The organism is Pandoraea sp. LA3 (assembly GCF_022696215.1).
In the GTDB taxonomy this organism is placed as follows: domain Bacteria; phylum Pseudomonadota; class Gammaproteobacteria; order Burkholderiales; family Burkholderiaceae; genus Pandoraea; species Pandoraea capi.
This window is the reverse complement of the sequence record NZ_PTPY01000031.1, coordinates 45,587-59,414: the sequence shown is the minus strand read 5'-3', so window position 1 is coordinate 59,414 and position 13,828 is coordinate 45,587. Positions and strand designations below refer to the sequence as shown.

The 13,828-nt window shown below is 58.3% G+C and carries 11 protein-coding genes; 2 read left to right on the top strand and 9 right to left on the bottom strand.

What is annotated here, in order from left to right:
* Positions 1 to 99: 99 nt before the first annotated feature.
* Positions 100 to 744, bottom strand: a complete 645-nt coding sequence (gene nth, locus C5N93_RS12290; protein ID WP_150721452.1) for an endonuclease III — start codon at positions 742 to 744, stop codon at positions 100 to 102.
* A 72-nt stretch (positions 745 to 816) separates the two neighbouring features.
* Positions 817 to 1,725, bottom strand: coding sequence for an electron transport complex subunit RsxB (gene rsxB, locus C5N93_RS12285; RefSeq protein WP_242559469.1), 909 nt, complete (start codon positions 1,723 to 1,725; stop codon positions 817 to 819).
* 104 nt (positions 1,726 to 1,829) lie between these two features.
* On the opposite strand from rsxB, the gene C5N93_RS12280 reads away from it, so the two are divergent.
* Positions 1,830 to 2,468, top strand: coding sequence for a TetR/AcrR family transcriptional regulator (locus C5N93_RS12280; RefSeq protein WP_069341702.1), 639 nt, complete (start codon positions 1,830 to 1,832; stop codon positions 2,466 to 2,468).
* A gap of 125 nt (positions 2,469 to 2,593) precedes the next feature.
* Here the strand turns inward: C5N93_RS12280 and phaZ are convergent, their stop codons facing one another.
* Both phaZ and C5N93_RS12270 read right to left on the bottom strand, forming a co-directional pair.
* Positions 2,594 to 3,835 carry a polyhydroxyalkanoate depolymerase gene (gene phaZ, locus C5N93_RS12275; protein WP_150721455.1) on the bottom strand — a complete coding sequence of 414 codons (1,242 nt, stop codon included), beginning with the start codon at positions 3,833 to 3,835 and terminating at the stop codon, positions 2,594 to 2,596.
* Between the two features lie 218 nt (positions 3,836 to 4,053).
* On the bottom strand, positions 4,054 to 5,253 hold the full coding sequence (locus C5N93_RS12270; protein ID WP_150721456.1) for an amino acid aminotransferase: 1,200 nt from the start codon (positions 5,251 to 5,253) through the stop codon (positions 4,054 to 4,056).
* A 276-nt stretch (positions 5,254 to 5,529) separates the two neighbouring features.
* On the opposite strand from C5N93_RS12270, the gene uvrB reads away from it, so the two are divergent.
* On the top strand, positions 5,530 to 7,638 hold the full coding sequence (gene uvrB / locus C5N93_RS12265) for an excinuclease ABC subunit UvrB (RefSeq protein ID WP_242559468.1): 2,109 nt from the start codon (positions 5,530 to 5,532) through the stop codon (positions 7,636 to 7,638).
* A gap of 227 nt (positions 7,639 to 7,865) precedes the next feature.
* On the opposite strand, the gene C5N93_RS12260 is transcribed toward uvrB, so the two are convergent.
* The 5 genes from C5N93_RS12260 to C5N93_RS12240 all read right to left on the bottom strand — a co-directional run bounded on the left by C5N93_RS12260 (position 7,866) and on the right by C5N93_RS12240 (position 13,733).
* Complete coding sequence (locus C5N93_RS12260) at positions 7,866 to 8,279, bottom strand: GtrA family protein (RefSeq protein ID WP_150721458.1); 414 nt, start codon at positions 8,277 to 8,279, stop codon at positions 7,866 to 7,868.
* Positions 8,233 to 9,156: a glycosyltransferase family 2 protein gene (locus C5N93_RS12255; protein WP_242559467.1), complete on the bottom strand. Its 924-nt coding sequence runs from the start codon at positions 9,154 to 9,156 to the stop codon at positions 8,233 to 8,235. The genes C5N93_RS12260 and C5N93_RS12255 overlap by 47 nt, the downstream gene beginning before the upstream one ends.
* 8 nt (positions 9,157 to 9,164) lie before the next feature.
* Complete coding sequence (locus C5N93_RS12250; RefSeq protein ID WP_242559466.1) at positions 9,165 to 10,640, bottom strand: hypothetical protein; 1,476 nt, start codon at positions 10,638 to 10,640, stop codon at positions 9,165 to 9,167.
* 136 nt (positions 10,641 to 10,776) lie between these two features.
* Entirely contained in the window at positions 10,777 to 11,466 is a 690-nt protein-coding gene (locus C5N93_RS12245) for a LexA family transcriptional regulator (protein ID WP_242559465.1), read from the bottom strand.
* 200 nt (positions 11,467 to 11,666) lie between these two features.
* Positions 11,667 to 13,733 carry an acyltransferase family protein gene (locus tag C5N93_RS12240; protein ID WP_242559464.1) on the bottom strand — a complete coding sequence of 689 codons (2,067 nt, stop codon included), beginning with the start codon at positions 13,731 to 13,733 and terminating at the stop codon, positions 11,667 to 11,669.
* Between the last annotated feature and the right edge of the window lie 95 nt (positions 13,734 to 13,828).

Genomic DNA, 13,828 nt, shown 5'->3' with positions numbered 1-13,828 from the left:
GTGCAAGACAAAACGGGCGGTCCCGCTATCGGGCCGCCCGTTGTCGTTTTAAGGTTCGTGCGTGGGTACGTTGTGCCGTGACGCGTCGCCGGTGCCGTATCAGACCTTTGGGGCGGGCGTCTTGGGCCGGAAGTCGCACAGCGGTTCGATGGCGCAGTGCCAGCACTCCGGTTTGCGTGCCTTGCATACGTAGCGGCCGTGCAGAATGAGCCAGTGATGCGCGTCGTGCTTGAATTCGCGCGGGGTGAAGCGCTCCAACGCCAGTTCCACGGCCAGCGGATCCTTGCCAGGCGCCAGACCGGTACGATTGGCGACACGGAAGATATGCGTATCGACGGCAATCGTATCCTCGCCAAACGCCGTATTGAGTACGACGTTCGCGGTCTTGCGGCCAACCCCAGGCAATGATTCCAGCGCCTCGCGGGATCGCGGTACCTCACCGCCATGCACGTCGAGCAGCAACTGACAGGTCGCGATGACGTTTTTGGCCTTCGTGCGATACAGGCCGATCGTCTTGATGAAATCAGACACGCCAGCTTCGCCGAGGGCAAGCATCTTGGCCGGGGTGTTCGCCACGGCGTAAAGCTTGCGCGTCGCCTTGTTCACGGAGACGTCGGTAGCCTGCGCCGAGAGCAGCACGGCGATCAGCAGTTCGAATGGCGACGTGTATTCCAGTTCGGTCGTCGGCGTCGGATTGAGCTGTTGCAGCGTCTCGAACAGGGCGCGGCGTTTGGCGTCGTTCATGGCGGGGGCGCGTGTGGGGTGGCGTCTGTCTTGTTATTGATGGGGATGGCGTCCAAGCGTGGTGCCGCTCGTTCAGGCCTTGTCGTTGTCCGGGCTGTCGGTTTCAAGCCCCAGTCGCCTGCGACGCGCTTGCGCCTCGTCGATCTGTGCCTGCACCGATGCAGAAACATTTTCGGTGTTCTTCGGGCCGAGACCTTCGGCAGCCAGTGCCGCCTTCTTCTGACGGGCGCGTTCCAGCGCCGCTTGAATGATCGCCTGCTTGCGTGCGGCGGCTGCCGCAGCGTCATCGGCCGCCGGGGGCGTTTGCGAAGTGCCTTGTGGTGCCACTGGTACGGCCGCAGCGGTCTGCGTGGATTGCGTTGCGACCGTGTTTCCTGGCGACGCGGTGGGCGTGGCCGGTGGAGTCGGTGCACCCGCTGCACCCGGTTCGACACGCGCTGTCCGTGCGGCGAGACGCGCCTCGCGCTCGGCTTTGTCTTTGGCCAGACGCGCCTGATGCGCTTCGAAATGGGTGCGTGCCTCGTCGGCCAGTGCCGGCGACCAGGCGTCCCAGCCCGTGCGATCCCCGGTGACCGGTACCATCTCGATGCAATCGACCGGGCAGGGCGGTACGCAGAGATCGCAGCCCGTGCAGCGATCGGCGATCACCGTATGCATCAGTTTTGCGGCACCGGCGATGGCGTCGACCGGGCAGGCCTGAATACACAATGTGCAACCGATGCACAATGATTCGTCGATGACGGCACGAGGACGCGGTCGCTCGACGCCGTTCTCCGGGTTAAGCGGAATGACGGGGCGGCCGAGCAGCTTCGCAAGACGTTCCACGCCTTCGGCGCCGCCCGGCGGGCACTGGTTATAGCTGGCTTGCCCACTGGCGATGGCGTCGGCGTACGGACGGCAACCGGCGTAACCGCATTTGGTGCATTGCGTCTGGGGCAATAGGGCATCGATGCGCTGAGCGAGCGCGCTGACTTCGGACACGTCTTTTGTGGGGGATTCGGCAGAAAGTCGAATTATCCTGCATTTTGCAGAAACACTGAAACCGTTGTGCCATAATTCCGCCCGATGAGAACGACCGGCCGATCATGACAACACTAGAAACCAAGATCAAACGTGACCCGGAACGCACCCGCCAGCGGATTCTTGCCGCTGCGATCGAGGAGTTTGCGGAACGTGGTTCGAGTGGTGCGCGCGTGGACAGCATTGCACGGCGAGCCGAGATCAACGAGCGCATGCTCTATTACTACTTCGGCAACAAGGACCAGCTATATCTGGCAGTGCTTGAAGAGGTCTATGGCGAGTTCAACCGTGCCGAACATGGGCTGAAGCTCGACCTGCTGGCACCGCTCGATGCCGTGGCGGAACTGGCCCACTTCGTGTGGGACTATTACGCCGACCATCCGGAACTGATCCAGCTCATCAACAACGAGAATCTGCACGAAGCGAAGTCGATGCGTCAGTCGACGGAGATTCGTCAGCAAGTCTCGCCGATCGTAGAGTTGCTCTCCCAGACCCTCAAACGGGGCCAGATCAGCGGGGAGATTCGAGAAGGCATCGACCCTGTCGACCTCTACGTGACGATTTCCGCTATGGGCTATTACGTGATGTCGAACCGGCATACGCTTTCCATCGTCATGGGACGCGATGTCATGAGCGACGAGGCGCGAAAGACGTACTCGTCGTTCAATACGCAGATGCTGCTGGATTCGTTGCGTACGCGATGATCGTCAGGCCGCACCCTGCGGCTTAGGCGTCTGGCCTGGAAACAAAACCGCCGCGTGGGCCGAAGCTCACGCGGCGGTTTTGGTATGACTGTCAGCATTCGCGAACGGGGATCAGCGCACGACGCTCAGGCGTGCTTCGCAATGAAGTCGCGGATCTGCGGATAGATCACGTTGCGCCAGCGGCTGCCGGAAAAAATCCCGTAATGCCCGCACTTCGGCGCGGTGAAATGCGCGCGTCGCTTGGCCGGAATCCCGGTGCACAGCTCGTGCGCGGCTTGCGTCTGACCGCTACCCGAGATGTCATCCAACTCGCCCTCGATGGTGAAGAGCGCCGTGGTCTTGATATCCTGCGGGCGCACTCGCTCGCCGGCCACGTCCCACGTCCCGCGTGCCAGACTGAAATCCTGGAACACCGTCTTGATGGTATCGAGGTAGTACTCGGCCGACATGTCGAGCACGGCGTTGTACTCGTCGTAAAAGCGCCGGTGCGAGTCGGCATCGTCGTTATCGCCGCGCATCAGATCCAGATAGAAGTCCCAGTGCGACTTCAGGTGGCGGTCCGGATTCATGGCAACGAAGCCCGCGTGTTGCAGGAAGCCCGGGTAGACCAGACGGCCCGCGCCGGGATAGTTCGCCGGCACCGCGTGAATCACGTGATTCTCGAACCACTCGTACGACTTGTTCATTGCCAGCGAGTTGACGGCCGTCGGGCTCTTGCGAGCATCGATCGGGCCGCCCATCATCGTCATGGTCCTGGGCGTCTTCTCGCCGTTCGACGCCATGAGCGAGATTGCGCCGAGCACCGGCACCGTCGGCTGGCAGACCGAAATGACATGCAGGTTCTCGGCGCCGATGTGCCGGATGAATTCCTGAATGTACGCAACGTAGTCGTCCAGATGGAACGCCCCCGCTTCAAGCGGCACCATGCGCGCGTCGACCCAGTCGGTGATGTACACCTTGTGGTCCTTGAGCAGCGTGGAGACCGTGTCGCGCAGCAACGTAGCATGGTGGCCAGACAGCGGGGCCACGACCAGCACGACCGGGTCGTCCTTGAGCTGCCCGACAGCACTGGCGTCGTCTGCGTACCGTTTGAAACGCAGCAGGCGGCAGAACGGCTTCTCCATCGCGGTCATTTCCACGACCGGGATGTTGTGACCGTCGACCTCGACTGCCTTGATATTGAATTCGGGCTTTTCGTAATCCTTGCCGAGCCGGTAGAGGAGTTCGTATCCGGCGGCGATGCGGGGGGCGCCCGGCATCATGGCAAGCAGGCTGCCCGGGTTGACGAAAGTTGTCGCCGCCGCCTTTGCCCACGTGGTGAGGGGATTCAGCCACGCGCGGTTGTACTCATGAATCTGATACAGCATGTTGTGTGCCCTGAGGCGGATGATGGGGGAATTATGCAACCGTTTATCGCGGCTGTGCAACGCAGCATAACCCTGATATATGGCATTTCCGCATCATCCCGATAGTCTTAGCTTATTCAGGCCATTGTTATTAACTATCGTTGCTGCGATGCAACAATGCGAGGAATAAAAAAAGCCCGCCGAATGGCGGGCTTTCTCATCGGGTGCGACTCAAGGGCTTAGCGAAGCACTTGCGCGATGGCCGATGCCACGTGGTCGATGTTCTTGTCGTTGAGCGCAGCCACGCAGATGCGGCCGGTGCTCACGGCGTAAATGCCGAACTCTTCACGCAGACGTTCGACCTGGTCGGCGGTCAGGCCCGAGTACGAGAACATGCCGCGCTGCTTGATCACGAACGAGAAATCGCGGTCCACGCCTTGGGCGCGGAGCTTCTCGACCAGTGCCAGACGCATGGCGCGGATGCGCTCGCGCATCTCGGCAAGTTCTTCTTCCCACAGGGCGCGCAGTTCGGCGTTGCCCAGAACGGCGGCGACCACCGAGCCACCATGCGTCGGCGGGTTCGAGTAGTTGGTGCGGATCACGCGCTTGAGTTGCGAGAGCACACGGGCCGATTCGTCCTTGTTGCCCGTCACGATCGACAGGGCGCCAACGCGCTCACCGTACAGCGAGAACGACTTGGAGAACGAGCTGGAGACGAAGAAGTTCAGGCCGGTCGCGGCGAACAGACGCACCACGGCGGCGTCGGCATCGATGCCGTCACCAAAGCCCTGGTAGGCGATGTCGAGGAACGGCACCAGCTTGCGGGCCTTCACGACTTCCACGACTTGCGCCCACTGGTCCATCGTCAGGTCGACGCCGGTCGGGTTGTGGCAGCAAGCGTGCAGCACGACGATCGTGCCTTCCGGTTCCTTGCCGAGCATGTCGAGCATGCCGGTGATGTTTACACCATGCGATGCGGCGTCGTAGTACGGGTACGAAACGACGTTGAAGCCGGCCGTGGTGAACAGGGCGCGGTGGTTTTCCCAGCTAGGATCGCTGATCGCGACCGTGGCGTTCGGGTTCAGTTGCTTCAGGAAGTCAGCGCCGATCTTCAGTGCGCCCGTGCCACCCAGCGCCTGGGCAGTCACAACACGGCCTTCGGCCAGCACCGGCGATTCTTTGCCGAACAGCATTTCCTGCACGGCCTTGTCGTAGGCGGCAATGCCTTCCATCGGCAGATAGCCGCGCGGCAGGCCGGCGGCCACACGTTGTTCTTCCGCTGCCTTCACAGCCTTGAGCAGCGGCAGTTTGCCTTCCGCATTGAAATACACGCCGACGCCCAGGTTCACCTTATCGGTGCGGTGATCGGCGTTGTAGGCTTCGTTCAGACCAAGAATGGGGTCGCGCGGGGCGAGTTCGACAGCGGAAAAGAGGGTCATTTCGACGGCTCGAGGCAGGTAGTAGGAAAATGCAGCGGGACGGCCGCAACTTACGCAGGATCGGCCCAGCGGGCTATTTTAGCGAAGATTACCCGCCCTTGTGGTAAACACCGGCCCGTAATGCACGAAATCGTGCCTTTTCGGCACGAAAAGTGCCACGTATTGCCAGAAATTGACGAAAGCCCCGGGGGACGCCTCGACGTAACCCATTGGCGTCAGGGAATCGTCCGACGCGCTAGAATGCCAGATTACGTCCCTCATGTTCGCGCCCCCGCCATGACCCCTGCGGCTGACACCGATCTCGACGAAAGCAAGTTCCTCACGTTCCCGGATTCGCCTTATCAGCTTTACTGCCCGTTTCCTGCGGCAGGCGATCAGCCCACGGCCATCGCGCAACTGGCGGAGGGCATTGAGGACGGGCTGGCATTTCAGACCCTGCTTGGCGTGACGGGCTCAGGCAAGACGTTCACGATGGCCAACGTCATTGCCCGTCTGGGCCGTCCCGCTATCGTGTTCGCGCCGAACAAGACGCTCGCGGCGCAGTTGTACTCGGAGTTTCGCGAGTTCTTCCCGCGGAATGCGGTGGAGTATTTCGTCTCGTACTACGACTACTACCAACCGGAAGCGTACGTTCCGCAACGCGACCTGTTCATCGAAAAGGATTCGTCGGTCAACGAGCACATCGAGCAGATGCGTCTGTCGGCGACGAAGAGTCTGCTTGAGCGGCGAGACGTGGTGATCGTGGCTACGGTGTCCGCCATCTACGGTATCGGTAATCCGAGCGAGTACCACCAGATGATCCTGACCGTGCGCCAGGGCGACAAACTGGGGCAGCGCGAAATCATCGCCCGCCTGATTGCGATGCAGTACACGCGTAACGAAACGGATTTTGGCCGAGGGACGTTCCGCGTTCGCGGCGACACCATCGACGTGTTTCCGGCTGAACATGCCGAGTTGGCCTTGCGTGTAGAGTTGTTCGACGACGAAGTCGACTCGTTGCAGTTGTTTGATCCGCTCACGGGGCGTGTGCGTCAGAAGGTGCCGCGATTCACGGTGTATCCGTCCTCACACTACGTGACGCCGCGAGATACGGTGTTGCGGGCGATCGAGACGATCAAGGACGAATTGCGCGAGCGGCTCGACTTCTTCTATAAGGACGGCAAGCTGGTCGAGGCGCAGCGTCTTGAACAACGTACCCGCTTCGATCTGGAAATGTTGCAGGAGCTGGGTTTCTGCAAGGGCATCGAAAACTACTCGCGGCATCTGTCCGGCGCCGCACCGGGCGAGCCGCCACCGACGCTCGTCGACTACCTCCCGCCGGACGCCCTGATGTTCCTCGACGAGTCACATGTGCTCATCGGTCAGTTCAACGGCATGTACAACGGTGACCGGGCACGCAAGGAGAACCTCGTCAATTACGGATTCCGTTTGCCATCGGCGCTCGATAACCGTCCGCTCAAGTTTGCCGAGTATGAACGCAAGATGCGTCAGGCCATCTTCGTCTCGGCGACCCCCGCAGATTACGAAGCGAAGCGTACGGGGCAGGTGGTCGAGCAGGTGGTGCGTCCGACCGGGCTGATCGACCCGATCATCGATGTCCGCCCGGCGCGTACCCAGGTGGACGACGTGCTGTCGGAGATCAACAAGCGCGTAGCGGTTGAGGAGCGTGTGCTGGTGACCACGCTCACGAAACGGATGGCGGAGCAACTGACCGAGTATCTGTCGGACAACGGCGTGAAAGTCCGCTATCTGCACAGTGACATCGACACCGTTGAGCGCGTAGAGATTATTCGCGACTTGCGTCTGGGCGCGTTCGACGTACTTGTTGGGATCAACTTGTTGCGTGAGGGGTTGGATATTCCGGAAGTGTCGCTGGTTGCGATTCTCGATGCAGACAAGGAGGGTTTCCTGCGCGCCGAGCGGTCATTGATTCAGACGATCGGGCGGGCTGCACGTAACGTGAACGGAACGGCCATCCTGTATGCAGACAAGATGACCGATTCGATGAAGCGCGCCATCGGCGAGACGGAGCGTCGCCGCGCGAAGCAGATGGCGCATAACGAAGCGAACGGCATCGTGCCGCAGGGCGTGAAAAAGCGCATCAAGGACATCATCGATGGTGTCTACGATCCGCAGGACGCCAAAGCGGAATTGGCGGAAGCCAAGGAGCAGGCTCATTACCAGGACATGTCGGAAAAGCAGCTGGCGCGCGAGATCAAGAAGCTCGAGAAGCAGATGCAGGAGCATGCACGCAACCTGGAGTTCGAGAAGGCCGCGAAGGTGCGCGACCAGTTGCTGCACGTCAAGGCGCTCGTGTTCGGCACCGACGGTGCCAGCGAGGCGGAACTGGGGCCGAAGGGAGGCGGTGTGCCGGGCGCAAAGTAAGTGTTCCGCTGTTTAGCGCAAAGGGCAGAGTAATAACGGATGCGACACCCGTTTGACCGATTAACGATCCATTGGGTGCGAGAATAACTGCCGATAGCGTATGGAAATTCTATCGCGCGTTTGGTCGGCTCGATTCTGCGTGAGTTTGGGGCATATAGGGGGAACGGAGCCCGCGCGGGGGCCAGAGCTTTGGAGACGGCATCGGGCGCCGTCTCCAGCCGGATCACTCAACCCGAAAGACTTCCCCTGATGAGGATTCGGGACATCAGGAAAGTGATCGGAATCGTGAGCACGACAACGGCAATTGGCGCCAGGTAAGGTGAGAGCTGCAGCTTGCCGACGAGCACATACATCAGTCCGATGCCGACCAGATACTGAACCACGTACACAAGCGGAAATTTCAACAGTCCCGCCACCGACATCTTTACCTTGAAGACGAAGTGCGAGTTCAACCAATATGAAAAGATCACGCTCAGAACGAAGGATACTGTGTAAGCCAACCTATATCCTACGAACGTCAAACATACCGCATAAATCACGTACCCGAAGCCGGTGTTAGTCGCCCCAACCAAGAGGAAGCGGGCGAACTCCCGGCTAAAAAACTTCTTCCACCACGGAGTACGGGTGCTTGTTGACTTCATCAAAAATTCTCCACACGTACTCGCTAATAATGCCGAGCATGACGATGATCAGGCCCAGCAGAAATGAAATCAGGCAGACAATCGTCGCGAAGCCTGGTACGGCCACTTTGCCCAGCAACGCACTGATAAGAACGAGTATTCCGTAGGCGAAACTGAAAAAAGAGACCGTCGCACCGGTGAAAGAAATGATTCTGACAGGTGCGAAAGAGAACGAAAATATCGAGTCAATCATGAGTTTCAGCTTCTTGCCGAAAGTCCATCTCGATTTGCCGTGTTCGCGCGCAATGCGTTTGTAATGGATCACATAAGGCTCGATGCCGAGCCAGTATGGGAACAGCGGGAAATTGACGTGCTTTCCGCTGTCTCTCAAGTACGGCAAAAACATTGCGTCCATCAGTGCAAGATCGAATCCTTTTTCCGGGTAGGACGCGATCACGAAGGATCTCAGCATTCGATAGTAAATCTTGGCGAAAAGCTTTGATGAAAGCGGGTCTTCGCGATCGGTTCGTGCGCAGATCACATACTTCTTCCCGGACAGCCAGTGATCGACCATTTCCGGAATCAGCGAAGGAGGGTCTTGCAAGTCCGCCGCGAGAAAAAGGAAACAATCCCCGGTAACGTAAGTCACCCCCGTTTTTACGGCACTGATAGCTCCGAAATTGCGGCTCAGCTTGATAACGCGGACGTCAGGTTGCGTGGATTTGTACTGCCTGAGCAAGGCGAGCGAACCGTCGCCAGACCCGTCATCGACGAAGATCAGTTCCAGCTCCATGTCGCGGGCGGCAAGCTCTTTACGGACGCCGCCCATTTTTGTGAAGAGATCCGGCAACGATCCTTCATTGAAATAAACTGGAACAATGATCGAGAGTTTTTTCACGGCGTATCTCAGTGTTGGGGCGATCGATTGCCGGCAGCGCTCGGCTGAAGATTGCGCAACAGTGCGATCAGCGCAACCGTCATCAAAACAGTCACGGCAACGAATACTTCATACATGCGATTTGACATCCATGGGCCGGTGTACATGAAAAGCATCTGATCCGGGAATTCGAGCAATTTGCCTGTCCATGGGCCGACATTGATATCAAGCCAGAAACGAGAGACCACAAGCGCGATGGCGAGGATACTGTAGTTGAAGGCCCAGTCTCCAGCGGTTCCCATTCGACGGCGCAACGCCTCGCAAACAATGATCGCGACGATCGGCCACGCATTGATGAACTGGCGCGACTCGGCGCCCGCCGAAAGCAGTGCGAAAAGCGCCACATAGAAGACGAGGCCGGCGCCTTGCTCTTTCACGATCGAACTGACTTGCGGCCACAAAATGATGGCGAGGACAAAGAAGGGCCCGTAATGCTGAGCGTGTGCGATCACGTTTACAAGCGGATTCGCGACGGAGGCTTGGGTAAGCAGGCCGATGTAGGACGTAATCGTCAGCGGGTCGCCGCCCTGAGCCGCAACGGTGCCGATGACCCATTTAATGATCGCAAAAATGATTGCAGCCAGGGCCACGCGATACCAGCGCACGACTCGCAGCGCCGAAAACCAGGCGCCGACATCGGTAAACGGACGCACCACGAAATACATGTACGCCATCAGCAGAATTACACTGGCCGGAAAGAGCGCCATGCGAATCGGTGTCGTGCCGTTCTGCTGACGCAGCCCTTCGAAAAAATAGAGGTATCCAGCGAGCGCCATCCAGAGAACCGGGATGAGGAGGGCAAGAACGTTGGCCGGTATCTTGACGCGATCACTCTTGAAGGGGGCCTTGCCAAATGCGAGAAGCGGTATCGTGCCGTAGAGCAGCGTCGGCCAGATGAATGCGCCGATGATGATGGAAAGCGCGAGGGGCACTACGCGATCGCGAAGATAGAAGTAGAAAATTACCAGGCTGATCACGTATGCCGAAATGTCGACCAGGGTCGGGTTGTACGAAGCATTTTTCAGAACAGGGTAGTTGATGAAAAGCGCAGTGCCGGCGAGAAAATAGGTGGGTAAGCGCCACTCGAAATGACGCCCGATCAGATAGGTAAAGAATCCTGCAATCAGGAGAAGGCCAAAGTTATAGATATAAAACGCGTGGATGACGCGTACAGGGTAACTAATGTCGTAGTGCAGCAGACCACTGACGTTGTGAATGATCACGGAAGGAAGGAGCCGCCCGACGTAATAGGCCGGCACCGTCTTGCTCAGGATGAGCTCTTTCGAGTTTGTTTGGGCCCAGCCGGCATACAGTGAACCATCCCATCCAAGTCCATCCTGAAACTGAATTCGCTCTCCATGATTGAAGTTGTAGGCGAACAACCCAATAAGTAGAACGACGAGAAGTGCCGCGAAAATTTTATGTTTTGTAAGAGTTGATCGCATTCTGGGTACTTGGATTGCGCGTTTGTACGAGCGCGCAGTGTTGAGAGATGGACGGGTTGGAATGAGCGTAGGCGTGTCATCAATTGAGGCTTGTCACGTCGTGCCGCAATCGATCGGGACGCCGAGGCGTTTTCTACTACCGGCGCAATACCTGTCGGTGCTCGATGACAACGCCGATGATTACCACTTTCTCGTACTCACTATTGATGGTCGCGTAATCCTGGTTGAGCGGTACTAGTTCAAACACATCATGTCCACTCGCGTTGATGCCTCGCGGCCTGTACTTCTTGAGTGTCGCCACCTCGTGATCGCTCGTGGCGATAACGAAATCACCGGGCAGCGGTGCCATCGCCGGGTCGACTATCAGAGGGTCTCCTTCGTGGAACTGAGGATCCATTGAGCGGCCCTCGACTTTGAGGGCGAACGCATGGTCCGACAGTTCAACGTCTGTGAGCAGATGAGCCAATGCAACATTCGGCGGGAACGGCACAAATGCTTCAGTCGTCTGGCCCATTTGTGCCACCCATGTACGGTCAATCAGGGGCACTCGCCGATGTCCGGGCGTTGGGGCTGGATCGTTTTCAAATTGTGAGCTCCCCAGTCCGGGGATTGGCACTGCATGCTTCGTGATACGCGAGATTTCAAGTATTTGGCTGAAGCTGGGTTCATGCCGTCCGTTTTCCCATGCGGAGATGTTACCCCGCGTTTTCTTGCGTTTTTCCGCGAGGTCGCCCTGCTTGAGTTGGGCGGCCTCCCGGCTTGCCCTGATCCAGTGCGCGATATCCATGCCGGAAATGGAAAGAAAATCTAACGTGCGTTGGGCCACATTTTCTTTCCTTTCAGGGGGATTGTCTATCCGGTTGATGTTGAAACCAATGCGTAGATTGGTGGCAAAAGACGTGGTAAGTCGTTGATCGTGTTAGGTGGGCGGGGGCACTTTGGGCATTTGATCCTTACGAAAAAGCCCTCGCACGGTTTGTCTGTGTGGTTAACCCACAAGCATTGCTGCAGCATACCGATGCCAATTCAATTTGCCATAGGCGTCGACCGGGGCGTTTCCGTGTTCGCGGAGACCGATTGTTTCCCGATAATGCGCATGATGTGGTCACTAATTCTGGCAAAAAGCAGCTCTGAACCGGCCTGTGTCAAATGATGGATGTCCGAATAGAGTGGCATCCCATCTGAGTCGACATTGCGGCAGGTAGTCTCGTTGCAGAATGCATCATATGGATCGATAAAAAAGACACCGCGGTGAGTCTCGGCGTAAGCTCTGAGCACCTTGTTGACATTGAGAGCTGCCTGATGTTCCAGCCGTGATTGTTCGGGCAAACAGAGAGGGCGCGGGAACCATTTCAAATGCGCGATGCAGGAGAGCACCCGATATTTCGACGAGCCCGGCACATCTCCGACGATGATGAATTTTCTTCCGTCAAGGGCAATGCGCATGCGTTCAAGTGCGGCGACGAACGGAGCATATTTTGACGACTCCAAATCGCGGTCCGGGCGAATATCCCAAGCTTTGTGGGTGACGAGATCGGCGGCCTCCGGGAGCTGCCCGGTATAGGCTGCCGAGTAGATGAACACGGAACTCGAAGAGCGCGCCAATTGCTGCAACACTTCTGCATTCGCATTCCGGGTCGATGCGTCGAAGGACGGTTGGTTTTCGGCGAGACGCGTCGTGCCGGGTAGTAGCAGGGCGGAATCGAATTTCCCTCCACCGCCGCCTGTAGCGCTAAAGACGGTCAGATCGAAAGGTTTGGCGAGTTCGTTGACCATGCCGGTGAATAGCATGCCAGCATGGCTATCGCCCATGATGACGATGTTTGGCGCGGCATCTTTGCCTTGGTGAATCAGGCCACCTTCGAAGCCCGCGCCGCCCCAATACTTCGTCGAAAACTCGTTGATCGAAGCGGTATTGCGCAGTGCAATGGGCAGGTCCACACGCCATAGCCAGCCCGTGCTGAGATAGACACTTACCCCCAATGCGCCGATGCAGCCGAGCGCTGCGATCCATCCACCGGCAAACATCGCCTGAGACCGCTTCATCGAGGTGCGCATATGACGTGCCGGCTGCTCGATGTATTTGTGCATTAGTGATGCAATCAGGATCGCAGCAACGAAGATGCCTGTGGGCTGCCACTCATGGAGCGCATATGTGCCGTCCATATTCTCGTTGAACGTCTTCACGAATACGATCAACGGCCAGTGCACGAGGTAGAGTGAATAGCTGACGAGGCCGACGTACACGGCGGGGCGACAACGCAGCAGTGCGCCGCTCCACTTCGCCTCGCCGGCATAGATCAGAAGGGCAGCGCCCACGGCGGGAAGAATGGCGTTGTAGCTCGGGAAGACGGTGGACTCGTTGTAGGTGACGAGCGCAATGACCGTTAGAACGAATCCGAGCGCGCACAGTATTTCGAGCGTCCACCGCTTGCGGGTGACTTCAAGCCTCGGGAGCCATAACACGGCCGCACCGATGCAAAACTCGAACGCACGATACTGGACGAGGTAATAAATGCCAGTTCGATGAGTCGAGAGGTGGTGCAGGCTGAGGTAGAAGCTTGCGGCCGCGACGACCGCAATGACAGCCGGTGCAGCCCATCGTCTTTTCACCAGTCGGTGCGCGCAGAGTAGCAGCACCGGCCAGAAAATATAGAACTGCTCCTCGACGCCGAGCGACCAGGTGTGGAGCAGCGGATTGGACTTCGAGAAGATGTCGAAGTACCCGGCCTGCTTGAGCAGGAAGATGTTTGACACGGAAGCTGCCGCGGCCGCCAACGTGCCACCGAACGGGGTGAACTTTGCGGGGACTAGTAGCCAGACGCCGATGCAGAATGACACCAGCAGCGTGCAGGCGAGCGCGGGGAATATGCGCTTGGCGCGTCTGATATAGAAGGCGACGAAACTGAAGCGTCCCGTCTCCTGCAACTCGCGCAGGATGATGCCAGTGATCAGATACCCGCTGATGACGAAGAATATGTCGACGCCGACGAATCCGCCGGTCATCGCCGGAAACCCCAAGTGGTACAGAAAGACGGACAGAACGGCAATCGCGCGCAGCCCGTCGATGTGCTTGTAGTATGTATTTGCCATCGCCGGAGATTCACTTATTCTCCGCGAACCGGTTCGGGAGTCTGAATTTAAGTAGGCGGGATTCTACCTTCTTGCTTCACGGTGCGCGCCTGCGG

Coding starts and splice junctions, on each gene's coding strand:
- nth (WP_150721452.1), bottom strand. CDS start 744: ATGAACGACGCCAAACGCCGCGCCCTGTTCGAGACGCTGCAACAGCTC.
- C5N93_RS12280 (WP_069341702.1), top strand. CDS start 1,830: ATGACAACACTAGAAACCAAGATCAAACGTGACCCGGAACGCACCCGC.
- phaZ (WP_150721455.1), bottom strand. CDS start 3,835: ATGCTGTATCAGATTCATGAGTACAACCGCGCGTGGCTGAATCCCCTC.
- C5N93_RS12270 (WP_150721456.1), bottom strand. CDS start 5,253: ATGACCCTCTTTTCCGCTGTCGAACTCGCCCCGCGCGACCCCATTCTT.
- uvrB (WP_242559468.1), top strand. CDS start 5,530: ATGACCCCTGCGGCTGACACCGATCTCGACGAAAGCAAGTTCCTCACG.
- C5N93_RS12260 (WP_150721458.1), bottom strand. CDS start 8,279: ATGAAGTCAACAAGCACCCGTACTCCGTGGTGGAAGAAGTTTTTTAGC.
- C5N93_RS12250 (WP_242559466.1), bottom strand. CDS start 10,640: ATGCGATCAACTCTTACAAAACATAAAATTTTCGCGGCACTTCTCGTC.
- C5N93_RS12240 (WP_242559464.1), bottom strand. CDS start 13,733: ATGGCAAATACATACTACAAGCACATCGACGGGCTGCGCGCGATTGCC.